At 70.5% G+C, this 22,806-nt stretch carries 24 protein-coding genes and 1 pseudogene; 10 read left to right on the top strand and 15 right to left on the bottom strand.

All coding sequences use genetic code 11. The annotated features are described in order from the left end of the window. Positions 1-9 precede the first annotated feature (9 nt). Positions 10-954: a LysR family transcriptional regulator gene (locus E4P42_RS09150; RefSeq protein ID WP_135125356.1), complete on the top strand. Its 945-nt coding sequence runs from the start codon at positions 10-12 to the stop codon at positions 952-954. Between the two features lie 7 nt (positions 955-961). Here the strand turns inward: E4P42_RS09150 and nhaA are convergent, their stop codons facing one another. Together nhaA and E4P42_RS09140 are read right to left on the bottom strand one after the other, a co-directional pair. Beyond that, on the bottom strand, positions 962-2,824 hold the full coding sequence (gene nhaA, locus E4P42_RS09145) for a Na+/H+ antiporter NhaA (RefSeq protein ID WP_135125354.1): 1,863 nt from the start codon (positions 2,822-2,824) through the stop codon (positions 962-964). After that, on the bottom strand, positions 2,821-3,939 hold the full coding sequence (locus E4P42_RS09140) for a glycoside hydrolase family 76 protein (RefSeq protein ID WP_135125352.1): 1,119 nt from the start codon (positions 3,937-3,939) through the stop codon (positions 2,821-2,823). Before E4P42_RS09140 ends, nhaA begins: the two co-directional genes overlap by 4 nt. Positions 3,940-4,031: 92 nt before the next feature. On the opposite strand from E4P42_RS09140, the gene E4P42_RS09135 reads away from it, so the two are divergent. After that, positions 4,032-4,574, top strand: a complete 543-nt coding sequence (locus E4P42_RS09135; RefSeq protein WP_135125350.1) for a TetR/AcrR family transcriptional regulator — start codon at positions 4,032-4,034, stop codon at positions 4,572-4,574. Next, positions 4,571-6,148, top strand: a complete 1,578-nt coding sequence (locus E4P42_RS09130) for an MFS transporter (RefSeq protein ID WP_135125348.1) — start codon at positions 4,571-4,573, stop codon at positions 6,146-6,148. The genes E4P42_RS09135 and E4P42_RS09130 overlap by 4 nt, the downstream gene beginning before the upstream one ends. On the opposite strand, the gene E4P42_RS09125 is transcribed toward E4P42_RS09130, so the two are convergent. The 7 genes from E4P42_RS09125 to E4P42_RS09095 all read right to left on the bottom strand — a co-directional run bounded on the left by E4P42_RS09125 (position 6,041) and on the right by E4P42_RS09095 (position 13,101). Next, positions 6,041-6,685: an RNA methyltransferase gene (locus tag E4P42_RS09125; protein WP_135125346.1), complete on the bottom strand. Its 645-nt coding sequence runs from the start codon at positions 6,683-6,685 to the stop codon at positions 6,041-6,043. The genes E4P42_RS09130 and E4P42_RS09125 overlap by 108 nt on opposite strands. Further along, positions 6,678-7,574: a hypothetical protein gene (locus tag E4P42_RS09120; protein ID WP_135125344.1), complete on the bottom strand. Its 897-nt coding sequence runs from the start codon at positions 7,572-7,574 to the stop codon at positions 6,678-6,680. Before E4P42_RS09120 ends, E4P42_RS09125 begins: the two co-directional genes overlap by 8 nt. A gap of 6 nt (positions 7,575-7,580) precedes the next feature. Continuing rightward, positions 7,581-8,357: an SDR family oxidoreductase gene (locus E4P42_RS09115; protein WP_135125342.1), complete on the bottom strand. Its 777-nt coding sequence runs from the start codon at positions 8,355-8,357 to the stop codon at positions 7,581-7,583. A gap of 14 nt (positions 8,358-8,371) precedes the next feature. Continuing rightward, positions 8,372-9,241, bottom strand: a complete 870-nt coding sequence (gene ttfA, locus E4P42_RS09110; RefSeq protein ID WP_135125340.1) for a trehalose monomycolate transport factor TtfA — start codon at positions 9,239-9,241, stop codon at positions 8,372-8,374. Between the two features lie 284 nt (positions 9,242-9,525). Then, positions 9,526-12,072 carry an ATP-dependent chaperone ClpB gene (gene clpB / locus E4P42_RS09105; protein WP_135125338.1) on the bottom strand — a complete coding sequence of 849 codons (2,547 nt, stop codon included), beginning with the start codon at positions 12,070-12,072 and terminating at the stop codon, positions 9,526-9,528. A gap of 124 nt (positions 12,073-12,196) precedes the next feature. Further along, positions 12,197-12,661, bottom strand: a complete 465-nt coding sequence (locus E4P42_RS09100; RefSeq protein ID WP_135125336.1) for a hypothetical protein — start codon at positions 12,659-12,661, stop codon at positions 12,197-12,199. Further along, the gene (locus tag E4P42_RS09095; RefSeq protein ID WP_135125334.1) at positions 12,658-13,101 is read right to left on the bottom strand and encodes a hypothetical protein; all 444 of its coding nucleotides are present in this window, start codon (positions 13,099-13,101) and stop codon (positions 12,658-12,660) included. The genes E4P42_RS09100 and E4P42_RS09095 overlap by 4 nt, the downstream gene beginning before the upstream one ends. A 124-nt stretch (positions 13,102-13,225) precedes the next feature. On the opposite strand from E4P42_RS09095, the gene E4P42_RS09090 reads away from it, so the two are divergent. Genes E4P42_RS09090 through E4P42_RS09080 form a run of 3 tightly spaced genes read left to right on the top strand, consistent with a single transcriptional unit; the run spans position 13,226 to position 15,342 of the window. Then, positions 13,226-14,566 carry an EspA/EspE family type VII secretion system effector gene (locus tag E4P42_RS09090; RefSeq protein ID WP_135125332.1) on the top strand — a complete coding sequence of 447 codons (1,341 nt, stop codon included), beginning with the start codon at positions 13,226-13,228 and terminating at the stop codon, positions 14,564-14,566. Positions 14,567-14,581: 15 nt separating this feature from the next. Further along, the gene (locus E4P42_RS09085) at positions 14,582-14,896 is read left to right on the top strand and encodes an ESX-1 secretion-associated protein (protein WP_135125330.1); all 315 of its coding nucleotides are present in this window, start codon (positions 14,582-14,584) and stop codon (positions 14,894-14,896) included. Then, positions 14,893-15,342: a hypothetical protein gene (locus E4P42_RS09080; RefSeq protein WP_135125328.1), complete on the top strand. Its 450-nt coding sequence runs from the start codon at positions 14,893-14,895 to the stop codon at positions 15,340-15,342. The genes E4P42_RS09085 and E4P42_RS09080 overlap by 4 nt, the downstream gene beginning before the upstream one ends. On the opposite strand, the gene E4P42_RS09075 is transcribed toward E4P42_RS09080, so the two are convergent. From E4P42_RS09075 to E4P42_RS09070, 3 genes and pseudogenes are all read right to left on the bottom strand, one after another. Further along, positions 15,343-15,813 (bottom strand): GtrA family protein, encoded by a 471-nt coding sequence (locus E4P42_RS09075; protein WP_167759417.1) that lies wholly within the window; start codon positions 15,811-15,813, stop codon positions 15,343-15,345. It lies immediately after the preceding gene. A gap of 68 nt (positions 15,814-15,881) precedes the next feature. Next, positions 15,882-15,971: pseudogene (locus E4P42_RS26950) on the bottom strand (nitroreductase); the annotation flags it as partial. Between the two features lie 41 nt (positions 15,972-16,012). Further along, positions 16,013-16,708 carry an HAD family hydrolase gene (locus E4P42_RS09070; protein WP_209305734.1) on the bottom strand — a complete coding sequence of 232 codons (696 nt, stop codon included), beginning with the start codon at positions 16,706-16,708 and terminating at the stop codon, positions 16,013-16,015. A gap of 111 nt (positions 16,709-16,819) precedes the next feature. On the opposite strand from E4P42_RS09070, the gene E4P42_RS09065 reads away from it, so the two are divergent. Continuing rightward, positions 16,820-17,488, top strand: a complete 669-nt coding sequence (locus tag E4P42_RS09065) for a GAP family protein (RefSeq protein ID WP_135125324.1) — start codon at positions 16,820-16,822, stop codon at positions 17,486-17,488. Here E4P42_RS09065 and E4P42_RS09060 read toward each other — a convergent pair. Next, on the bottom strand, positions 17,485-18,111 hold the full coding sequence (locus E4P42_RS09060) for a TetR family transcriptional regulator (RefSeq protein ID WP_167759419.1): 627 nt from the start codon (positions 18,109-18,111) through the stop codon (positions 17,485-17,487). The two genes, E4P42_RS09065 and E4P42_RS09060, sit on opposite strands and share 4 nt — an antisense overlap. A gap of 97 nt (positions 18,112-18,208) precedes the next feature. On the opposite strand from E4P42_RS09060, the gene E4P42_RS09055 reads away from it, so the two are divergent. Genes E4P42_RS09055 through E4P42_RS09045 form a run of 3 tightly spaced genes read left to right on the top strand, consistent with a single transcriptional unit; the run spans position 18,209 to position 21,345 of the window. After that, positions 18,209-19,216, top strand: a complete 1,008-nt coding sequence (locus E4P42_RS09055; protein ID WP_135125322.1) for an ABC transporter permease — start codon at positions 18,209-18,211, stop codon at positions 19,214-19,216. A gap of 16 nt (positions 19,217-19,232) precedes the next feature. Then, positions 19,233-20,399, top strand: coding sequence for an FAD-binding oxidoreductase (locus tag E4P42_RS09050; protein WP_135125320.1), 1,167 nt, complete (start codon positions 19,233-19,235; stop codon positions 20,397-20,399). 43 nt (positions 20,400-20,442) lie between these two features. After that, positions 20,443-21,345 (top strand): aldose 1-epimerase, encoded by a 903-nt coding sequence (locus tag E4P42_RS09045; RefSeq protein WP_135125318.1) that lies wholly within the window; start codon positions 20,443-20,445, stop codon positions 21,343-21,345. Positions 21,346-21,369: 24 nt separating this feature from the next. Here E4P42_RS09045 and E4P42_RS09040 read toward each other — a convergent pair whose 3' ends face one another. Both E4P42_RS09040 and E4P42_RS09035 read right to left on the bottom strand, forming a co-directional pair. Further along, the gene (locus E4P42_RS09040) at positions 21,370-22,281 is read right to left on the bottom strand and encodes a phosphatase PAP2 family protein (protein ID WP_245233956.1); all 912 of its coding nucleotides are present in this window, start codon (positions 22,279-22,281) and stop codon (positions 21,370-21,372) included. A gap of 131 nt (positions 22,282-22,412) precedes the next feature. Continuing rightward, positions 22,413-22,805, bottom strand: a complete 393-nt coding sequence (locus E4P42_RS09035; RefSeq protein ID WP_135125316.1) for a heat shock protein transcriptional repressor HspR — start codon at positions 22,803-22,805, stop codon at positions 22,413-22,415. Between the last annotated feature and the right edge of the window lies 1 nt (position 22,806).

Here is a 22,806-nt window from a genome sequence, read left to right as displayed (position 1 = left end):
GCTGCCCCCGTGACACCGGCTCAGCTTCGGGCCTACTCCGCGGTGGTGCGGCTGGGTTCCGTCCACGCCGCCGCGGAGGAACTCGGCATGTCCGATGCGGGCATCTCGATGCATGTCGCACAGCTCCGCAAAGAACTCGACGATCCGCTGTTCAGCCGCACCGCGGCGGGGTTGGCGTTCACGCCGGGCGGTCTGCGGCTGGCCAGCCGGGCCATCGAGATCCTGGGCCTGCAGCAGCAGACGGCGATCGAGGTGACCGAGGCCGCGCACGGCCGACGACTGCTGCGCATCGCCGCCTCCGCGTCGTTCGCCGAGCACGCGGCTCCCGGCCTGATCGAGCTGTTCTCGTCACGCGCCGACGACCTGTCGGTCGAGCTGTCGGTGCATCCGGCCAGCCGCTTCCGTGACCTGATCGAGTCCCGGGCGGTCGACATCACGCTCGGCCCGGCCCCCAACGACCCCGGTCCCGCGGTGGTGATCCGCCCCTTCCTCAAGTACCAGATCATCGCCGTCGCCGCTGCGGGACAGCGGATTCCGACCCCCGCGCAGCTGCGCGACGCACACTGGTTCCTGGGTCCGTCGGCGGGCAGCGCCGACGGCGAGGTCGCGACCATGCTGCGTGCGTTGCAGGTGCCGGAGACCCGGCAGCGGATCTTCCAGAGCGACGCGGCGGCGCTGGAAGAGGTGCAGCGCGCCGACGGTGTGACGCTGACCATCGGTTTCGCGGTCTCGAAGGACCTCGCGTCCGGGCGGCTGGTCCAGATCAAGGGACCGGGGCTGCAGGCCGACGGGGACTGGTACGCCTCGACACTGTCGCCGTCCGCGCGGCAACCGGCCGCCTCGGAGCTCGTCCGGTTCATCACCACGCCGCGCTGCACCCAGGCGATGATCCGGGGCACAGGCGTGGGCGTGACCCGGTTCAAGCCCAAAGTTCATGTCACGCTGTGGAGCTGACCCGGGTTCACTCCGGCCGTTGCGCCGGTCGCCCGGCTTCCAACGCGCGGATCAGGCTGGCCGCGTCCCACGGCCCCTTGTGCCGCTTTCCGTTGACGAAGAACGTCGGCGTGGAGTTCAGGTCCATCACCTCGGCGTCCTGCGCATCGTCCTGCACGCGGTGCAGCACCTTCGACGAGTGCACCCGGACGTCCTGGTCGAACCGCTCGATGTCCAGGCCGATCGCGACGGCGTAGCGGTACATGTCCGACCACTCCAAGTCATCCTGATGGCCGAAGAGCTCGCGGCCCATCTCGAAGAACTTGCCCTGCAAGGCGGCGCCCTCGCTGGCCCGGGCCGCGTCGAACGCCCGGGGATGGGCCCGCTCCAGCGGAAAATGCCGCCACACGTAACACAATTCGTCGCCGAAGTGGGCGCGCACCTCGTCGATCGCGCCGGTGGCGCGGCTGCAGAACGGGCATTCGAAGTCCCCGTACTCGACCAGCACCAGCGGCGCGTCCGGGTTGCCGCGGATGTGGTCGCGCTCCGGATCGACCGGGCGGACCAGTTTGAGCCCGATCGGTTCGGGCGGGCTGATCCAGTCCGTCACGCGGAACAGCGCCCAGCCCAGGGCGAAGGCCAGGATCGAGGCGATCAGCACGCCGACGCGGGCCTCGTCCTGCATCCGCGGGTCGGTGATGGCGAGGTCGACGATGAACAGCGAGATCGTGAACCCGATGCCCGACAGCGCCGCCCCGCCGGCCACCCGGCGCAGGGTCAGACCGGGCGCGAGCTGACCCCAGCCGGTGGCGCGCATCATCGCGGTCGCCGCGGTGATGCCGATGAACTTGCCCGCCACCAGGCCGGCGATGATGCCCCACGTCAGCGGCGAGGTCAGCGCGGCGGCGACGGTCTGTTCGTCGAGGCGAACCCCGGCGTTGGCCAGCGCGAAGACCGGCAGCACCACGAACGACACATACGGGCCGACCGCGGTCTGCAACCGTTCGTTGATCGAGATCGATTCGCGCAGGCCGCGGGTCACCGCGCGGGCGTAGTCGGGGTTGGGTGACTGCCGGAACGCCCGGATGAGGTCGACGGTCTGCTCGACCTGGCGCCGCTCCGGCGTGAACACGGGGATGCACAGGGCGACGGCCACCCCCGCCAGGGTCGGATGCACGTGTGCGACGTACAGCGCGACCCACAGCGCGGAACCGAGGACGGCGTAGGCGGGTCCGCGCAGCGGACCCGGCAGCCGGCGGGCGGACGCCAGCCCGGCGAGCAGCACCAACGCGACGGCGAGCGGGCCGAGCGCCAGGTCGTCGGTATAGAACAGCGCGATCGCGCCGAGTGCGCCGACGTCGTCGACCACGGCGAGGGTGAGCAGGAAGATCCGCAGCCGCGCCGGGAATTTCGGTTTGATCACCGCCAGCGCGCCGACCAGGAACGCGGTGTCGGTGGAGATCACCACACCCCACGCCTGCGCATTCTCCCCGGACGGGTTGAACGCCAAGAAGATCAGCGCGGGCACCACCAGGCCGGCGATCGCGGCGACCACCGGTACCGCCGCCCGGGACCGGTCGGTCAGCTCCCCGATCGCGAACTCGCCCTTGACCTCCAGCCCGACGATGAAGAAGAAGAACGCCATCAGGCCGTCGTTGACCAGGTGCTGCACCGACATCTCCGTGTGGTACTCACCGAAGCTGAGCCCGATGTCGGTGTGCCAGAACGCCGAATACGTCTCCGCCCACGGCGAGTTCGCCCACAGGATCGCCAGTGCGGTGAAGGTCAGCAGCAGCGCGGCGGCGCGGTTCTCGGTGGAGCGGGGTTTACTCGGGTCCCGGCTGAGATGGTTCGGCAGCGAGCGGATCTTCTGGGGCAGCGCCTCGGTCACGTGCCGGGGGTCTCCTGTTCGCTCACCGTGTGCGCCGCCTCCATGAGCATCCAGCCGGCCAGCTGCACCGACAGGTCGCGCTCGGGGATCTCGGACGCGTTGACCGCACCGCCGACGGATTCGGCCTCTTTTCCGGCCGCGGTCGGGATCACCGCGGTGCGGTCCCAGGACGCGCCGAACAGCGGGAGCCCATCGACGGTCTGCCGGTTGTCCCACGCCGCCTGTGCCGAGGTGAGCACCAGCCGCCGCGAGGTGTCGCGGGACTCGACGTCAGCCTCGGTGTCCCCGGGCAGTGCGGTGACCACCAGTGCCAGGTAGCGGGCCAGGATGCCGTTGAACAGGCCGCCGTCGCCGCCGCCTCCACCCTTGATGACGCCGTCGGGCGCCATGTGGTCGCGCACGGCGGCGACCAGGCGGTGCACCCGGGCGGCGTGCCGGTCGTCGGCGGTGCGCACCGCGAGCTCGGTCTCCAGGCCCAGCACCACGCCCTGGCAGTAGGTGTACTGCGCGCGCACCAGCGAACCGGCCTTGATGCCGTCGAACACCAGGTGCGTCTCGGGGTCGATGAGCACCTCGTCGATCCAGTCGGCCATCTGCTGCGCGCGGCGCAGCCGGTCGTCATAGCGGGCCAGGAAGATGCCGGCCGGGCCATTGGCCGGCGCGTTGAAGAACTGGTCCTGTTTGCGCCACGGGATGCCGCCGCCGTCCTCGGGCACCCACGCGTTGACGAGCTGGTCGCCGAGCCGGTGCAGGGCCTTGGGCTTGTGCACCCCGCACAGCCGGCCGGCCCGCTCGAGCGCCAGCGCCAGCCACGCCATGTCGTCGTAGTAGTCATTGACCCATCGCCCGAGATTGCGCAGGCGGTGCGCGCGGATCTGGGCCTCGATCCGGCGCTGCCGCTCCGCGTCCGCGGCCCGCACCTGCGCGTCGACCAGACAGTCCAGCAGGTGGGCCTGCCACCAGTAGTGCCAGGTGCCGAACCAGGTGTGCTTGCCCGACGCCGGCCAGGCCACCACCCCGAGCTGGGTGCCGGGCAACCCCCACAGCCGGCGCAGGTGCCGCCGGGTCACCGCCGTCTCCGCGCTGGCCGCCCGGTTCGCCCACAGCTGATCCATGGCGTCGATCCTGCCTCACGGCGCGCCGTCAGGGGAGGCGGTCCGCGCGACCGCATGAGACAAATTCGTCTCAATTGAGCTACCATCGTTTCATGGCCACGGATCGAGACCGGCTGCTGCGGGCAGCCGCGGACTTCCTCGGCCGCCGGCCCAATGCCACGCAGGATGAGATCGCGGCCGCGGCCGGGGTCAGCCGCGCGACCCTGCACCGGCATTTCGCCGGGAAACCCGCATTGATGGCGGCGCTGGACGAACTCGCCATCGCCGAAATGGGCGCGGCGGTGGAGTCGGCCCGCCTGCACCTGGGGTCCGCCGCCGATGCGGTCCGACGACTGGTGACCGCCTGCCGACCCGTCGCGCCATATCTGTCGCTGCTGTACAGCCAGAGCCAGGACGTCGACGCCGAACAGTCATTACAGGGCTGGGCGGACGTCGACGCCGAGATCACGCGGCTGTTCGAGCGCGGCCAGCGCGACGGCGAATTCCGTCCCGACCTCACCGCGGCGTGGCTGACCGAGGCGCTCTACAGCCTGGTCGCCGGGTACGGCTGGGCCACCCAGGTCGGCCGGGTCGCCGCCCGCGACTTCGACCGCATGATCACCGAACTGTTACTGAACGGAGTGAAGACCTCATGACCCGCCGCTGGCTCGCCCTCGGCGTACTGACCATGGCGGTGCTGCTGATCGGCATCGACGGCACGGTGCTCGCCCTGGCGACGCCGTTCATCAGCCGCGACCTCGCCACCACCGGCACCGAACTGCTCTGGATCGGCGACATCTACTCGTTCGTGCTCGCCAGCCTGCTCATCTCGATGGGCAGCCTCGGGGACCGGATCGGGCACCGCAAGCTGCTGCTCTGCGGCGCAACGGCGTTCGCCGCGGTGTCGGTGCTCACCGCCTATGCCCCGACCCCCGAACTGCTGATCGGCGCGCGGGCGCTGCTCGGCGTGGCGGGTGCGACGCTGGCGCCGGCCACGCTCGCGCTGATCCGCGGTATCTTCACCGACGCCCGGCAGCGCAGCATCGCCGTCGGCATCTGGGCCTCGGCGTTCTCCGCAGGCGCCGCGCTGGGTCCCGTGGTGGGCGGCGTTCTGCTCGAACACTTCTGGTGGGGTTCGGTGTTCCTGATCAACGTACCGGTGATGGTGGTGCTGCTGGTCGGTGGCCTCGCGCTGTTGCCCGAGCACCGCAACCCCGAGCCGGGGCCGTGGGATCTACCCAGTGTCGGGTTGTCGATGGCGGGCATCCTCGGCCTGGTGTACGCGATCAAGGAGATCGCCGCGCACGGCGTGGGGTTCGGCGTGGCCGTGTCGGCGGTGATCGGTGCCGCGGCGCTGACGCTGTTCGTGCGCAGGCAGCTGCGGTTGCCCAGCCCGCTGATCGACGTGCGGCTGTTCGCCAACCGCGCCTTCTCCGGGGTGGTGGGCGCGAATCTGCTGTCCGTGCTGGGGCTTTCGGGCCTGGTGTTCTTCCTGTCGCAGTTCTTCCAGCTGGTTCAGGGGTACAGCCCGCTGCGGGCGGGGCTGGCCGAACTCCCGGCCGCGCTGACCGCGACGGTGTTCGGTGTGCTGGCCGGCTTCGCGGTGCGCCGGTGGTCTCAGCGCGCCGTGCTGACCACCGGCCTGGTCTTCGTCGGTGTCGCGATGGCGGCGCTGACCACGATCCACCCGGGCACCGCCTACCTGCAGCTGGGCGTCGCGCTGTTCGTGGTCGGTGTCGGGCTCGGCTTGGCGTTCACCGTCGCCAGCGACGTGATCCTGGCCAGCGTGCCGCGGGAGCGGGCCGGTGCGGCGGCCGCGGTGTCCGAGACCGCCTACGAGCTGGGCATGGCGCTGGGTATCGCGACGCTGGGCTCGATCGTCACCGGCGTCTACCGCACCATGACCGTGCCGCAAGGTCTTTCGCCCGACGCCGTGACACATGCCGGTGACTCGCTGGCCGCGGCGACCCAGGTCGCCGGCGAGTTGCCGCCCGCCCAGGGCGACGCGCTGCTCGACGCCGCGGGCGCCGCGTTCACCGACGGGCTGGCGATCGCGTCCGGCGTGGGGGCGGCGCTGATGCTGACCTCGGCGGTGACGGTCTGGCTGCTGCTGCGCGGCGGGCTACCAGGCGAGACCGAGGTCGGCGTGCTGGGTGATCCAGGTGTGCATGGCGATCCCGGCGGCGACCGCTGCGTTGATGCTCCGTGTGGAGCCGAACTGCGCGATTGACACGGTCAGCGCGGCACCGTTTCTTGCATCACCGGTGATGCCGGGCCCTTCCTGCCCGAAGATCAGCAGGCAGTCACGCGGGAGCGCGGTGCCCTCGAGCGGGACCGCACCGGGCACGTTGTCCACCGCGACCACGGTGAGCCCCTCCGCCGCGGCGAAGTCCAGGAGCTCGGCCGTGGTGTCATGATGGCGCAGCCGCTGATAGCGGTCGGTCACCATGGCGCCACGGCGATTCCACCGCCGGCGTCCGACGATGTGAACGGTGTCGACGGCGAACGCGTTGGCGGTGCGCACCACCCCGCCGATGTTGGCGTCGTTGCCGAAGTTCTCGATCGCGATGTGCAGCGGGTGTCGGCGCCGGTCGATGTCGGCAACGATCGCCTCACGCGTCCAGTACCGGTAGGCGTCGACGACGTTGCGGGTGTCGCCGTCGCGCAACAGGTCCCGGTCGTAGCGCGGGTCGTCGGGAAGCGGGCCTTCCCACGGCCCGACACCCGGCCCGTCACCCCACTCGGTGGGGCCGGGCTGGTCAGTCACGGGTGGTCCACAGCGCGGCGTGGGTGCCGATCACCGAGACGGTCGGGTACAGCAGCGCCTCGTTGATGTCGCCCTGGGTGCACAGCGACACCCGCACCGACACCGCGTCCCGCGACGCGTCGGGCAGCACCAGCACCGACGCGCCGTAGGCCGCGCAGGCGTAGCTCAGCCCGGGCGGCGGGAGCGTCGGCGCCACCACGACCATCAGCGGGCCGCCGCGCCGCGCGGATTCCTCGCGGTACCGGGCGGCCACCCCGTCGATCTCCAGGCCCAGCAGCATGTAGCCGTTGCCGGTGAAGGCCTCCGGATCGCCCAGCGCGGTCGGCGCGAGTTGTCCGCCGTCGGCGCGGAACGCGTTCAGGCTGGAGGTTTTGAGCGTCAGGCCGGTGTCGTTCTCGTTGGTCGGCAGCACCCCGACCGGAAACGCCGCCGGATACGCGACCGTCGTCCCGGCGATCCGGTCCTGTGGCGAATAGGCATACACCCCGCGCACCTGGCTCTGGTCGCGCTGCGGTCCGAGGCAGACGGTGCCGCTGATCCGGTCCGGGCTCGGCGCGGCGGCCGGCGTCACGGTCAACGCGTCGACGTTGCGGCAGCCGCCCAGCGCGTTGGCCTCCAGCGGATGCGCCAGCGCCCCGTAGAGCCCGAACCGCAGCGACTCCGCGGGGACGGGGTCACCGGAGCCGGAATGCGAGGCGTCGACGTCGACCAGCACGTAGTCGGCCTCGAAACGCACGTTGGACACCGCGATGTTCCAGCCCGACACCGCCAGCGACTCCCCCACCTTCGCGGTCGCGGTGGCGTAGGTGTCAGGAGGCGCCTGCGAGTCCGAGCACCCCGTGACCGCGACGAGCAGCGCCGTCGCGAGGACGGCGATCAGTGACCGCACCGGCGCTCAGGTGCGCCCGCGGCCGCGGCCGACCGACCGGGTCAGCATGCGCACGAGGTTGCGGGGAACGAGCCGGCTGCCGACGGCGATCGCCTTGTACTGCACACCGGGAATGATCAGCACCTTGCCTTTGGCGACCTCGGCCAGGCAGTCGCGCACCACGTCGTCGACCTCGAGCCAGTAGAAGCCCGGCGTGCCGGACATCTCGATGCCGGCGCGCGCATGGAACTCGGTGCGCACGAAGCCCGGGCACAGCGCGTGCACGCCGACCCCGGTGGTACCCAGGCCGTTGGCCAGCCCCTCGGAGAACGAGATCACCCACGCCTTGGACGCCGAGTACGTCGACCCGCGCCCGGACAGCAGCCCGGCCACACTCGCGACGTTGATGACGGTGCCCTTGTTCGCGGCGAGCATCGGCGGCAACGCCGCGTGGGTCAGCTGCATGACCGCGGTGACGTTGACGTCGAGCTGCGACTGCAGCACCGACAGGTCGGCGGTCCAGAACTCGCCGGAGGTGCCGAACCCGGCGTTGTTGACGAGCACCTGAACTCCGGCGGTCAGCCGGTCGGCGACCTTCGCGCGGTCGGCGGCGTCGGCGAGGTCGGCGCGTAGGACCTCGACGTGTGCGCCGGCCTCGTCGTGCAGTTCGGCGGCGAGTGTGCGCAGCCGGCTCTCGTCACGGGCGACGAGCACGAGGTCGTATCCGTCCTGGGCGTATCGCCGGGCGAAACCCTCACCGAGCCCGGACGTCGGTCCGGTGATCAGGGCGACAGGGCGTGACATGCCCTCGAGGGTACTTAGCGCTGGAAGTTCGGTGACTGGCGGCCGTTACGTGCCTGCGGCGGCCTGCGCACCGGTTCGGGACGGGCCGCGGGCGGGCCGTCGGGCCGCGGGCCGTCGGGCCGCGGCGGGAACGGGCGGGCGGCCGGGGCCGCCATATCCGGTCGGCCGGCGTCGGCGCGGCCCGGGGCGAGCTCGGGCTGACGCAGCGGCGTCGGATGGATCGGGCGGCTCGGGGACCCGCTGCGGCGGGCGACGGCCTGACCGGAATCGCCCTGCGAGATCGGCGGCAGCACCCGCAGCAGGTCGTTGAACTGACGCACGGTGCGCAGCCCCTCGTCCCACTGCGCGCGGGTGCTGGTGACCGGCATCGAGACCAGCGTCCAGTTCTGCTCGTTCCACATGATCTCGGCGCAGTCGGGCGCGGTGTGGGCGAACGTGACCATACGGCGGTCACACGCGCGACGGGCGGCGTCGAGATTGGTGGAGTACACCATTCGCGGGCCGATCGCGCCGAGCAGCCAGATGTCGTTCTCGCGGGGCTCCTTGATGCCCTTGAGGCGCAGGTCGACGACGACGTTCGTCCCGACCTTGCGGTGCAGGGCGATCACCGTGGCGACGTCCTCGAGGTCGAAGATGAACACCGCCTCGCCGCGGATCTGGCCGAGCACCACGTTCTTGGCGTTCACGTCGCCGACGGTCGACATCACGCCGCGCTTCCAGCGCTTCACGATGTCGGCGGACTCGTGTTCGTAGTCGAAACCGTGCGACTTCGCCCAGGACTTGCGGCGGCGGCCGAGCCCGCGTCGACGGTCGATGTCGACGTACAGCAGCACGCCTGCACCCACGAAGCAGAGTGCAGACAGCGTGAACCAGAGCGGGACCATCGGCACAAGCCTACTTGCTGGTACCGGAATGTCCCGAACTCAAGTTGGTCACAACCCCGTCTCGGGCGGCCACGCTGGTCAGCAGGGCCTCATGCGTCACAGGAGTTAGCCGGCCGGCGCGGTCTTCCCTCGCCGAACGTGCACCCACTGCGAGAAATCGGCCGAAAAATCGCGGTGAGCGCACGTTCGGCGCGACGACAGCCCGGTCGGCCGGAGTCGACCAGAGCCGCACAGACGGGAAGACCCCGCCACGCCGGAGCGTGACGGGGTCTTCGCGCAGGCGCTCATCCCAGCACCAGGCTGTCCCCATCGGGGCTGACGTTGACCGGCACGATGTCGCCATCGTGGACGTCGCCGGCCAGCAGCATCTTGGCCAGCTGGTCGCCGATGGCCTGCTGCACCAGCCGGCGCAGCGGACGGGCGCCGTAGAGCGGATCGAACCCGCGCTCGGCCAGCCACTTCTTCGCCGGCAGCGACACCTCGAGCGTGAGCCGGCGCTGCGCGAGCCGCTTGGCCAGCTGCTGCAGCTGGATGTCCACGATCGACACCAGCTCCTCGGGGTTGAGCCCGTCGAAGATGATGACGTCGTCGAGCCGGTTGATGAACTCCGGCTTGAACGCCGAGCGCACCGCCGCCATCACCATCTCCTCGGTTCCGCCGGCGCCCAGGTTGGACGTCAGGATCAGGATGGTGTTGCGGAAGTCGACCGTACGGCCCTGGCCGTCGGTCAGCCGGCCCTCGTCGAGCACCTGCAGGAGCACGTCGAAAACGTCCGGGTGGGCCTTCTCGATCTCGTCGAACAGCACCACCGTGTACGGCCGGCGCCGCACCGCCTCGGTCAGCTGACCGCCTTGGTCGTAGCCGACGTAGCCGGGAGGCGCGCCGACCAGGCGGGCGACGGAGTGCTTCTCCCCGTACTCGCTCATGTCGATGCGCACCATCGCGCGCTCGTCATCGAACAGGAACTCCGCCAGCGCCTTGGCCAGCTCGGTCTTGCCGACACCGGTCGGGCCCAGGAACATGAACGAGCCCGTCGGTCGGTTCGGGTCCGCGACGCCGGCGCGCGAACGGCGCACCGCATCGGAGACCGCGACCACGGCCTTGCGCTGACCGACGACGCGCTTGCCCAGCTCGTCCTCCATGCGCAGCAGCTTGGCCGTCTCGCCCTCGAGCATGCGCCCGGCGGGGATACCGGTCCACGCGGACACCACCTCGGCGATGTCGTCGGGCCCGACCTCCTCCTTGAGCATCACGTCCTCGCGGGCCGCGGCCTGGGGTACCGCAGCGTCGAGCTTCTTCTCCACCTCCGGGATGCGGCCGTAGCGCAGCTCGGCGGCCTTGGCCAGGTCACCGTCGCGCTCGGCGCGGTCGGACTCCTGACGCAGCGCGTCGAGCTGTTCCTTGAGCTCACGCACGACGTCGATGGCGTTCTTCTCGTTCTGCCACCGCGTGGTGAGCTCCGCCAGCTTCTCCTTGTAATCGGCGAGCTCGGCGCGCAGCTTCTCCAGCCGCTCCTTCGACGCGTCATCGGATTCCTTGGCCAGCGCCATCTCCTCGATCTCGAGGCGACGGACCAGCCGCTCGACCTCGTCGATCTCGACGGGCCGCGAGTCGATCTCCATGCGCAGCCGGGACGCGGCCTCGTCGACCAGGTCGATGGCCTTGTCGGGGAGGAAGCGCGCGGTGATGTAGCGGTCCGACAGCGTGGCGGCCGACACCAGCGCGGAGTCGGTGATGCGCACGCCGTGGTGCACCTCGTACCGCTCCTTGAGCCCACGCAGGATGCCGACGGTGTCCTCCACCGACGGTTCCCCGACGTAGACCTGCTGGAAGCGGCGTTCCAGCGCCGCGTCCTTCTCGATGTACTTGCGGTACTCGTCGAGCGTGGTGGCGCCGACCAGCCGCAGCTCACCGCGGGCCAGCATGGGCTTGATCATGTTGCCCGCGTCCATCGAGGAGTCGCCGGTCGATCCGGCGCCCACGATGGTGTGCAGCTCGTCGATGAACGTGATGATCTGTCCCGCCGAGTTCTTGATGTCGTCGAGGACGGCCTTGAGCCTTTCCTCGAATTCACCGCGGTACTTGGAGCCGGCCACCATCGAGCCCAGGTCGAGCGAGATGACGGTCTTGTCGCGCAGGCTCTCCGGCACGTCGCCGGCGATGATGCGCTGGGCCAGGCCCTCGACGATCGCCGTCTTGCCGACGCCGGGTTCGCCGATCAGCACCGGGTTGTTCTTGGTGCGCCGGGACAGCACCTGCACGACGCGACGGATCTCGGTGTCCCGGCCGATCACCGGGTCGAGCTTGCCCTCGCGGGCGCGGGCGGTGAGGTCGGTGGAGTACTTCTCCAGCGCCTGGTAGCTGCCCTCGGGGTCGGGGCTGGTGACGCGGGCGCTGCCGCGGACCTTGGTGAACGCCTCGCGCAACGCCTGCGGAGAGGCGCCGTGGCCGGTCAGCACCTTGGCGACGTCCGAGTCGCCGGTGGCCAGCCCGACCAGCAGGTGCTCGGTGGAGACGTACTCGTCGTCCATCTCGGTCGCGAGATGCTGCGCCGCGGTGACGGCGGCCAGCGACTCACGGCTGAGCTGGGGTTGGCTGTTGGCGCCGCTGGCGCTGGGCAGCCGGTCGATGAGGCGCTGCGTCTCGGTGCGAATGGTCGCGGGGTCGACGCCGACGGCCTCCAGTAGGGGCGCGGCAATGCCATCGTTCTGCGTGAGCAGTGCCATCAGCAGGTGCGACGGGGCGATCTGCGGATTGCCTGCGGCGCTGGCCGCCTGCAACGCCGAGGTCAGCGCCGCCTGGGTCTTGGTCGTCGGGTTGAACGAGTCCACGACCACCTCCGTTTCGTCTAGCAGGAATGCTTGTCGCCTACTTCAACGCGGTCAATGTTGAGTCTGTTCCGCTCAACTTTAACTTTTTCGCCCGCGGACCACTAGAGGCGTTGGTCACCTGCCGTCACGGCCGCTGCGGCGGCCATCCCTGCCGTCCCGCCGACTGCGCCATCGCCCGGTGGACCGCGCCGAGCATGCCCTGGTACGCGGCGAGCCGGGTGTGCAGGTAGTGGTCCGGCCCCAGATGCGGTTTCCCGTACCGGGCGGGCCGAAGCGCGGCCCGGGTCAGGGTGATGAGCTGTTCGCACCGGTCGGCCTCCGCCTGCAATTCCGGGTAGGGCGCCGCCGCGAGCCGGTCACCCGGCCACCGTGCCCAGAACGCCGACGAATGCGTCATCAGCCGCGCCTGGTTGTCCACGGTGTGGTCGCCGAGAGCAGTGGCCAGCTTGGCCATCGCGAGGATCAGCACCACGACCACCGCGACGAACGGCAGGCCGACGCCGAGCATTCCCTCGAAGGTGGCCGCCCGGATCAGCTCGGTGCCGGCCGACGCCGCGGCGTGTTCGGCGAACGACTCCCCTCGCGTCACCGGGCTCCTCCGACGATTCGGTGCTCGCGTGCGGCGGCCGCGTTCAGCGGCCCGAGGACGGTGGTGATCCACGCCCGGACCGCCGTGAGCTGTGCCGCCATACCCGCGGCTGCGGGTCCGCGCATCTTGGCGAGCTCGGCCTCGAGCAGCAACACCAACTGCCAGCAGCGCCGCACTTCGGCCTCGAGTTCCCCGTACGGCGCGTGCCACAGCGCCGCGCCCGGCCACCGCGCCCGGAATGCCGCCGATTCGTGCGCCAGCCGGGCCCGGCCGGCCTCGGACTCCCTGCGGGCGCGTCGGATCAGCCACGGCACGAGCACGAGGAGCGCGGCGGCCAGGGCACCGAGGACGACGGCCGCGCCGAGCCACTCCTCCGCGGTGGTCGGCAGACCCCGCGCCGCAAGCACCCCGCGAGCAAACACCGCAGTCCCATCGCGCACGTGTCGAGCGTAATGGGCTGTCGCGACCGGGCCTGCGCCAAATTGGTGCATCGAGGGGGTCGCGCCCGCCCATACTCTGAGGGCAACGCGATGAAGGGAAGTCATGGGCGCAGGGCCACTCGACGTGATCGAAGGATTGTTCGCGGGCAAAGGCATCGTCGAGCACATCGTGGGTGCGGCAGACGGTGATCCATTCGCCATCCTCGGGCTTCGGGCCGACCTCCAAGGCGTCGGACAGACCGTGCTCGAGGAGGTCCTCAAGCGCAAGGCGCCGCAACATCTGGGCGCCATCGCCACGCCGATCATCAACGGTGGCCTGCTGGGAATCAATGCGATGCAGTTGCTGTGCGGGCTCACCTTCGAGTCGGACAAGGGCGAGAAGTTCGCGGCCGGTGGTCAATCGATGAGCCGGATCGGCCAGATGCTGCAGGACGCGACCCCCGACGGTGGCTGGTCCGGCAGCGGCTCAGAGGCCTACAGCCGCCTGAACGTTCGTCAGCAACAGCGCGCCCAGCAGATCGCCCGGACCGACGCGCAGGTCGCACGCATCATCGAAACCCAAGCCGGCCAGGTCAAGACCACCAAAGAGGTGCTCGACGTCTCGGCGACCGTCCTCACCGCGGCGATCCCGGTCGTGCTCGCCACCCGGCTCATCCCTCCGCCACCGATCGTCGGCATCCCCATGGCGACGGCGATGGAGATCGGCGCGGTCGCGGGCGCGCTGCTGCCCTGCACCGTGGCGATGCAGGCCCTCCAGGTGAACGCCCTGCAGAACTCCACCCTCCTCCAGGAAGCAATCGCGCAGTACCTGGAGGTGGCCGGGCAGGCCAAGCCGACCGGGGGCAAGGGCGGGAAGGCCGTGCCGAAGCACACCGACGCCCCGCCCGTGGACAACGACGAGGCACCCCCGTCGGCCGCGCCGCCGGTGCCGCCGGCGGTTCCGGCGTCCCCGGTTCCGGTGCCCCCGGTAGTGCCGTCCGGTGGTGGCGGCGCAGCCAGCGGCGGTGGCGGGCCGAGTGGTGGCGGCGCACCGACACCGTCGACGCCGATGGGGCCGCCGCCCGCGATGCCCCGCATGCCTGCCGTGTCTGGCGGCGGCTACCCGATGAGCGCCCCGTCCGGCGGCGGCATGCCGGGCGGCATGGCGGGCGGCGCCCCGGCTGCCCAGCCCGGCGGCGCGGCGGGCGGCGGGCTGGGCGGCCTGTTCGCCGCGATCGCCTCGATCGTGAACACGGCGGTGCAGGCGGGTCAGCAGCATGCGGCGCAACAGTCCGCCCAGCAGGAGGCGAAAGCCGACAAGGGCACCGACGCGGAGCCGGAACCTGAGGAACAGCCGGCCAATGCGGCTGCCGCGGAACCTGATTCGGCCGCCGCTGGGGCGCCGGGCGAGCGCGCACCGGTCGACGCCGCCCACGGTACCGAGCAGGAGGCGCCGCTCGACATCCCCACGACCCGCACCCTCTAGCGATCAGGAGTGATCATGACCGAACTACGCGTCTCCACCGAGCACGTGCACGAGCTCGCGAGCCGGCAAGGGCAGGCGGCGGCACGTCTGACCGGGGCATCGTCCGCGACCGACGGGGTGAGCGGCTCGATGTGGCTGAGCCACGGCGTCGTCTGCGCGTTGTCGAACGCCGCGGTGGCGGCCGCCGAGTCGGCCCGTAAGGCGGCGTGCGCCGGGATGGCGGTGGTCTCGACGGATCTACACGAGAAGCTCGGCGTCGCCGCGCACCGTTACGACGAGACCGACCGGGTCAGCAGCGGCACTCTCGCCGAGCGTATCCAACCCCGTTGACCATGGCGCTGGACCGCAACGGTGATGACGACGCGCAGGCCTCAGACGTCGAGGCGTTGCTCCTCTACCCCGACACCGCACACGACGAAGCCGAAGCCGAGCCGGGAGAACCCGATTTTCCGGTGATCTCGGCGACCAATCCTCCCGGCACGGTCACGGTCAGCACATATCTCAACGGCACGGTGTACCAGGTCCGGCTGAGCCCGCACGTCGGGGCGGTCACCGAATCGGAACTGGCGGAGGAGATCCGCTTGGTCGCGGATGTGGCCGCCAAGAAGGCGACCTCCGCGATGCACCTCTTCGGCCTCGAACTGCTCGCCGCCCAGGGCGTCGACCGTGCCTCCGCCGAAAGCCTGATGACCGAGCAGATGCCGTTCGCGACACCGGCGCAGGCGCGGGCCGCCGAAGCCGACCTCATCGCCCGGCACCGGCACGCCGAGAGGTGATCAGCGGCGGAAGACCACCCACCGCATCGCGCAGTACATGTACACCGCCTCGCAACCCCCGGCCAGGACCCGGGCGATCTGATACTCGACGCCCATCGCCGTCAGGAGCGTGGACACCCCGAGGATGAACGCCAGGTAGTTGATCACCACCACCACGACGTAGATCGTGAACTGCGGACCCACCGCGGCATGCGATCGGAAGTTGAAGTACCGATTGAGCGCATAGCTGAGCGCGAACGCGCACGCATACGCGACCGTGACCGCCACCGGCAGTGCCACACCGAGCAATCCGTGCAGAACGGTGAGCAACACCAGGTCGACGCCGAAGGTGAAGCTGTTGATCAGGCAGAAGCCGAGAAACGTCGGCGCCACCAGTCGTTTCAGACCGAACGGTAACCGCGCGACGACGCGCTCACACCACCGGTGGAACCGGTCGGGGGGCCGGAGCCGCGACTGCGCTTGCACCGACACGACGACACGATGCCATGTCGAGGTGTCCGTACCGTGAGCTGACGACGAACGCTCGGTGCGGTGTGCGCTTACCAGCGTCCGCGGTGCACGACCTCGTCGAACGGCCGGCGGTCCGGTTTCCGTATCGGAACCAGTGGCCGATCGGCAAGGGATCCGACATCTGGTGCAGCAACACATCCGCAGCAACGACGTGCGACTCTCAGTCGAACCGCAACTCGTGCAGAGAGTGAATGGTCCGGTAGGCGACCGGCGACCGTCCACGGGAACCGGACCGGTCGAGCAGCACCGCAGGCAGCCCCGCACCCAGCGCCCCCTCGATGTCGTTGACCAGCGAGTCACCCACCATGAGACAGCTTCTCGGCTCCACACCCAATGCATTACAGGCGAATTCGAAGGCACGCGGATCCGGCTTGGCGCTGGGCAGGTCCGACGAGGCGAACAGCGGCAGGTCCAACTCCGCGAGCGCCGTCATCTCGACCTTGCGTCGTTGATCCCGGGCGTCACCATTGGTCAGCACACCCACCCGCAGGCCCCGGTCGAGTGCTCGACGGACCGCGGCGACGGCGTCCGGGAAGGCGCGCCACGCCGAGCTGTACAGCTCCCAATACGTGCCGAACATGTCGTCGGCCTCATCGTCGGTAAGTTCCGCTGGATGCAGCGCCGCACGAATCCGCGCTCGGCGCTGCTCGAGCTTGGACAGCTCACCGCGCTGATACCTGTCGTAGTACTCACGCTCCAGGCGCAGCCACATCGCTGCCAGCTCCTCGGCGGCGACATCCAGCCCCGCGTGCACTGCCCAGGCGACGAGGGCGTCGTTGGCGGCGCCACGGTGGTCCAGCAATGTGTCGTCCAGGTCGAACAGCACCGCCGCACAGCCGCCGACATCCGTATGCACGCGCTCGACGCTAGCGCCACGAAGGGTGTGATCGCTCCCGGGGTCCGACCGGTGCCGGCGGGTCACCCGCGAACACCGGCATCCGCCCATTCGGCTTGCTAGGTTTACCCGGTGGCCGGTAGGTGGTCGTCGACCCTGCTCGAACTGATCCCGCTCGCACTGGTGATCGCGCTGTCGCCGCTGTCGATCATCCCCGCGGTGCTGGTGCTGCGCTCGCCGCGGCCGCGCCCGGCCGGGCTGGCGTTCCTCGCCGGCTGGCTACTCGGGCTGTTCGGCCTGACGGCGGTGTTCCTGTTGCTGGCCGGGTTGGTGGGCAACTTCGACAAACCGCCCAGCTGGGCGTCGTGGGTGCGCATCGTCGCCGGCATCGTGCTGATCGGGTTCGGGGTGTTCCGCTGGACGCGGCGGGGTCAGGGCCACACGCCGAAGTGGATGACCTCGCTGACCGAACTCGCCCCGGCCCGTGCGTTCGTCACGGCGCTGGTGCTGGTGGTCGTCAACCCGAAGGTGCTGTTCGTGTGCGCGGCGTCCGGGGTCGCGATCGGCACCAGCGGGCTCGGGGTGGCGGGAGCCTGGTCGGCCACGATCTATTTCATGCTCGTCGCCGGGTCGACGGTGCTCATCCCGATCGTCGGGTACGCGCTGTACACCCATCGACTCGACGGACTGCTCCGCCGGGTCGGCGACTGGATGGAGGAGCAGCACGCGGCGCTGGTGGCCGGCATCCTCGTCGTCATCGGTCTCCTGGTGCTGTACAAGGGAATCCACGGCGTCCTCTAGCCGGGCAGCCCCAGTTCATCGGCGCCGGCGGTGAGGTAGCGGGTCACCGTCGGCGCGAGCACCCGCACAAGCTCGTCGCCCGTGAGTGACGCCAGCGGCGGGATCTTCATCACGTAGCGCAGGATCGCGGTGCCGACCAGTGTGGTCGCCGACAGCATGGCGCGCAGCCGCGCCTGCTCGTCGCCACCGAACACTCCCGCCACCGCGGTGAGGACGTAGGTCTGCATGAAACTGCGGAACGCCTCGTGCGCATCGCTGTTCGACGTGGCCGACTGCAGCATCGCCACCATGCTGGGCCCGGTCTCCGGGGACTCCCAGATCTGCAGGTACGTCCGGACCAACCGGGTGCCGATGTCGCCGTCGCCGTCGGACAGCGCGGTGACCAGCACCTGCGGGTCGATGATCAGCCGCAGCGACTCACGGAACAGCTCGAGCTTCGAGCCGAACAGGTACAGCACCATCGACGGGTCCACGTGCGCGTCGTCGGCGATGGACCGCAGCGTGGTGCCTTCATAGCCCTGGCTGGCGAACCGCTGTTTCGCCGCGGCCAGCACCGCCTCTCGCGACACCGGCTCACCCTGGCGGCGACCCCGGCGTCGCACCGTCTTCGCAGGTGGCGCCATACGGCGACCTTATCATTTCAATCACTGTTGAATATTTTCCCACCCCGCGTTACGCTCGGCCCACGGAATTCAACCGTCAGTGAAAAAGGAGTGAGCCATGACAACGACGTCGGCCTCGCGCACCCACCACGCCGCCCAAACTCACGAATCACCGGCCGCCGCGCGGGCCACCGGCATCGTCGTGCTGCTGACCGCGGTGATCGCGCTCGTCGCGCTCGCATTCGCGCTGCCCGCCGCCCGGTCCGGTCCGCACGGCGTGCCGATCGGTGTGGCCGGACCCCAGGCTGCCAACGGCCAGGTGGCCGCCGCGCTCGACCAGCGCGCCCCCGGCGCGTTCGAGGTCACCTACTACCCGAGCCGGGACGCGCTGCGCGACGCCATCCGCGATCGGCAGGTCTACGGCGGTCTGGCCGTCGGCCCGGAGGGCCGCACCCTGCTCATCGCCACCGGCGCCAGCCCGATCATCGCGCAGACGCTCACCCAGCTCGGCGCCGGCCTCGCCCAGCAGACCCCTGCGCCGCCGGCCACCGAGGACGTCGCGCCGCTGCCCGCCCGCGACCCCCGCGGCGCGGGCCTGGCCGCCGCGGCGCTGCCGATCACACTGGCCGGAATCCTGCCCGCCGTCGCGCTGGTCTTCGCGTTTCGCCGCGAGGTGTGGACCCGGCTGGGCACCGCCGTGGTCTTCGGCGGCGTCGCAGCCGTGACGATCACCGCGCTGCTGTACTACGTCCTCGGCTCGATCGACCAGAACTTCTGGGGCGTGACGGCCGCCCTGACGGTCGGACTGCTCGGCTGCGGACTGCCGATCCTCGGGCTCGGCTCGCTGTTCGGCCGGGCCGGACTGGCTGCCGGCGCGGTGCTCGCGCTGCTCGTCGGCAACCCGCTGTCCGGGCTGAGCAGCGCCCCGGAGATGCTGCCCGACGGTTGGGGGCAGGTGGGACAGTGGCTGCCGCAGGGCGCCACCGCCACCCTGCTGCGCTCGGCCGCCTATTTCGACGGCGCGGGGGCGACGTCGGCGCTGGCGGTGCTGGCCTGCTGGGCGACCGCGGGTGCGGCGCTGGTGATCGTGGCCGCCGCGCGGCAGCGGAAGGTCTCAGCGAGCTGACTTACACTCGAACGACGTGGGACTCGACGACCGTGACGCGCTGGCCGTACTGCGCGCCGCGGTCGACCCGCGACGCGGCTCCGATCCGCTGATCGCCGACTTCTACACCCGCTGGTTCGCCGCCGATCTCTCGGTGCGCGACCTGTTCCCGCCCGATATGGCCCGGCAACGCGCCGCCTTCGCCCAGGCGCTGACCTGGCTGTTCGGCGAACTGATCGCCCAGCGCGCCGAGGAGCCGGTGGCCTTCCTCGCTCAGCTCGGCCGCGACCACCGCAAATACGGTGTCGCACAGGTTCACTACGACACCATGGGCGACGCCCTCTACACCGCGCTGCGCACGCATCTCGACGCCTCGTGGACCGGCCGGGTCGACGAGGCCGCCCGCGATGCCGTCGCGCTGATGACCGGGGTGATGCGCGGCGCCGCCGAGGCCGAGGACGGTCCACCGTACTGCGACGGCACGGTGATCGAGCACATGCGCGTCACGCGCGACGTGTCGGTGGTGCGGCTGCAGCTCGACCGGCCGCTGTTCTACCACCCCGGGCAGTACGTGACGGTGCAGGTGCCGCAGTGGCCGCGGCGCTGGCGCTATCTGAGCCCCGCCATCCCGGCCGACCGCGGCGGCGGTATCGAGTTCCACATCCGGTCGGTGCCGGGCGGCATGGTCAGCAACGCGGTCATCAACGAGACCCGCACGGGCGACCGGTGGCGGCTGTCCAATCCGCACGGCGGCCTCAACGTCGACCGCGACGGCGGCGACGTACTCATGGTGGCCGGCAGCACCGGTCTGGCCCCGCTGCGCACGTTGATCATGGACATGACCCGGTTCGGGGTGAACCCGCGGGTGCATCTGTTCTTCGGCGGGCGATACCCCTGCGACCTCTACGACCTGCAGACGCTGTGGCAGATCGCCTCGACCAACCCGTGGCTGTCGGTGACCCCGGTCTCGGAGTACAGCAGCAATCCGCCGTGGGCGGGCGACTACCCCGACCCCGCACCGCCGCGCGGACTGCACGTCCGCCAGACCGGGGTGCTGCACGAGGTGGTCACCCGGTACGGCAGCTGGGGCGACCGGCAGATCCTGATCTGCGGCGGACCACGGATGACCCAGGCCACCAAGGCCGCGCTGATCGCCAAAGGTGCACCACCGCAACGTATTCAGCATGACCCGCTGACGGACTGACCCGCGCGGTGCGGCGGCCGACGGGCCGTGCCACACTGGCCGGATGGCCGAGCCGCAATCTGTCATCCTGCGCGATCCGTCGTCGTCGCTGACCGCGACCTACGTGCCCGCCGCGGGCATGATCTGCACCTCGCTGGCCGACGACGGCACCGAGTACCTCGGACAGCGCCGCGGGCTGCAGGCCTACATCACCTCGGGCAAGACGATGGGCATCCCGGTCCTCTACCCGTGGGCGAACCGGCTGAGCTCGAGCAAGTACGGCATCGACGGCGCGGTGGTCACCCTCACCCCCGGCGTCGCGGGGGTGCGCACCGACGAGCACGGCGTCCCGATCCACGGTGTGCTGGCCGCGAACTCGGGCTGGCTGGTCACCGAACAGTCCGATGACCGGCTGGTCGCGGTGCTCGATTGGACCGGCAAACCGCGCCTGCTGGCGACGTTCCCTTTCCCGCACCTGCTGACCATGGCCGTGACGCTCGCCGACCGCACGCTGACCGTGGAGACCACCGTGCTGCCGTCGTCCGGCGCAGCGGTGCCGCTGTGCTACGGCTACCACCCCTATCTGCAGATCCCCGGTGTGCCGCGCGCCGAGTGGCGGCTGGCGACGCCCGCCATGCGCCATCTGCCGGTGGACGGCTGGGGCATCCCGACGGGCGCGACCGCCGACTGGGACGGCGGTACCGAGGAGCTCGGCGACACCGAACTCGACCACGGCTTCGATCAGGTCCCCGACGGCGCGCGGTTCGCGCTCGCCGGCGGTGACCACCGGCTCGACGTGACGTTCGAGACCGGATACCCGGCGGCGCAGCTGTTCGCGCCGGGCAGCGACGACGTGGTCGGCATCGAACCGATGGCCGCACCCACCGACGCACTGCGCCGGGGCAACCACCGCACGGCCTACCCCGGCGCGCCCGACGTGAGCCGATTCTCGATCCGCGTGGGCTGAACGCCCTCATCGGGCTATCCGGCGCTAACGGGCGGTGACGAGGTCGCGGCTTCGCTTCGTCTCCAACCGGCGCCAGGTCCACCAGAACAGCAGCGCCGAGGCGATCGAACCGGCAGCGGCCAGCCACTGCGACCCGAGGAAGAGGTCCCACTCGACGGGCCGGTCATCGAGGTGGGCGGCCGCCGCCTGCATCACCTGGATCGCCCCCCACGCCAGACTGCACAGTCCGACGACACCGACGATCACCACGAACACGGTGCGCAAGGTGTACCGCGCCGCGCTCGGTGACACCACCGCCCGGATCCGACCCGTGCGGGCCAGGAAAAGCGATGCCGCACAGGCGACCACGAGTGCCACCGCGTCGGCGGCCAACGTGTCCGACAGCCGGTGGGCGCCGATGATGACGGTGTAGGCCCCGATACCCACCGCCCAGGTGAGGGTGAACAGCATCGCGATGCCACGGAACCGGTACGGCATCACGATCAGCGTCGCGAACAACAGGGACATCGCCGCCGTCGTGTGTCCGCTCGGCAGCGTGTTCTCAGTCCATCCGTTGTGCACCACACCGAGATCCGGGCGCGCCAACACGTAGTACTTCAGCACCTGGGTGAGCGCCTGACCGACCAGGATCACCGAGACTCCGGCGATGGCCAGCCACAGCTGACGCCGCAGCAGGCCGATGACACCGACGATCAGCGCTGCGGCAAGCTGCGAGGTGACGGAGATGGTGTGGAACTGTTCGAGCGCCGCGCGACGCACCTCCGGGTCGACCTGACGGGCGCCGCGCAGGGCCGCGTTCTCCAGGGCCTGGCCCGTTCGCGTCTGGACCGCCAGCAGGTAGGTCACCACGCCGAACACGAGCGCGGCCATGAGCACGATCAGCCAGCGGCGTCGCGCGCTGGACAGCTCCCGGTCGCCGTTCAGAGCGCCTTGCACCTCGATGACTGTCACCGCGAATGCCTCCGCCGTTCGGTCCGGACACCGACCGGGAAGAACACCTGCGGCCGCCCCGAGCCGCCCACGATACCAACGCACCGGATGCCGCCGACGTGCTCTATTCGAGTGGGCTAGCGGCCGCGGCCCTTCCGCGGCTGCCAGACCACCAGCGCGGTGCTCTTGGCCGGCACCGCGACCTCACGCCGCTGCGTCGCCCGCAACTGCTCGACCTCAGCGACCAGCTCGGAGACCCGCGACTGCAGCGCCTCCACCTGGTTGGTCAGCTCGATGATGCGTTTGATGCCGGCCAGGTTGACGCCCTCGTCCTGCGAGAGCCGCTGTACCTCACGCAGCAGGTCGACATCGCGCTGTGAGTAACGCCGGCCGCCGCCCGAGCTGCGCTGCGGGCTGACCAGGCCGAGCCGGTCGTAGGTGCGCAGCGTCTGCGCGTGCATCCCGGCCAGCTCGGCGGCCACCGAGATCAAAAACGTCCGAGCGGCATCCTCTGAACGTTTGGACGCCATG

This window comes from Mycobacterium sp. PS03-16 (assembly GCF_004570325.1).
Lineage (GTDB): Bacteria > Actinomycetota > Actinomycetes > Mycobacteriales > Mycobacteriaceae > Mycobacterium.
This window is presented reverse-complemented; position numbering and strand designations above follow the sequence as displayed.

Bases quoted from the DNA above. Each gene is read 5' to 3' on its own strand.
- E4P42_RS09140 (WP_135125352.1), bottom strand. From the start codon at position 3,939: ATGGATCAGCTGTGGGCGAACCGGGCGGCCAGCGCGGAGACGGCGGTG.
- E4P42_RS09135 (WP_135125350.1), top strand. From the start codon at position 4,032: ATGGCCACGGATCGAGACCGGCTGCTGCGGGCAGCCGCGGACTTCCTC.
- E4P42_RS09130 (WP_135125348.1), top strand. From the start codon at position 4,571: ATGACCCGCCGCTGGCTCGCCCTCGGCGTACTGACCATGGCGGTGCTG.
- E4P42_RS09115 (WP_135125342.1), bottom strand. From the start codon at position 8,357: ATGTCACGCCCTGTCGCCCTGATCACCGGACCGACGTCCGGGCTCGGT.
- ttfA (WP_135125340.1), bottom strand. From the start codon at position 9,241: ATGGTCCCGCTCTGGTTCACGCTGTCTGCACTCTGCTTCGTGGGTGCA.
- E4P42_RS09085 (WP_135125330.1), top strand. From the start codon at position 14,582: ATGACCGAACTACGCGTCTCCACCGAGCACGTGCACGAGCTCGCGAGC.
- E4P42_RS09060 (WP_167759419.1), bottom strand. From the start codon at position 18,111: ATGGCGCCACCTGCGAAGACGGTGCGACGCCGGGGTCGCCGCCAGGGT.
- E4P42_RS09055 (WP_135125322.1), top strand. From the start codon at position 18,209: ATGACAACGACGTCGGCCTCGCGCACCCACCACGCCGCCCAAACTCAC.
- E4P42_RS09045 (WP_135125318.1), top strand. From the start codon at position 20,443: ATGGCCGAGCCGCAATCTGTCATCCTGCGCGATCCGTCGTCGTCGCTG.
- E4P42_RS09035 (WP_135125316.1), bottom strand. From the start codon at position 22,805: ATGGCGTCCAAACGTTCAGAGGATGCCGCTCGGACGTTTTTGATCTCG.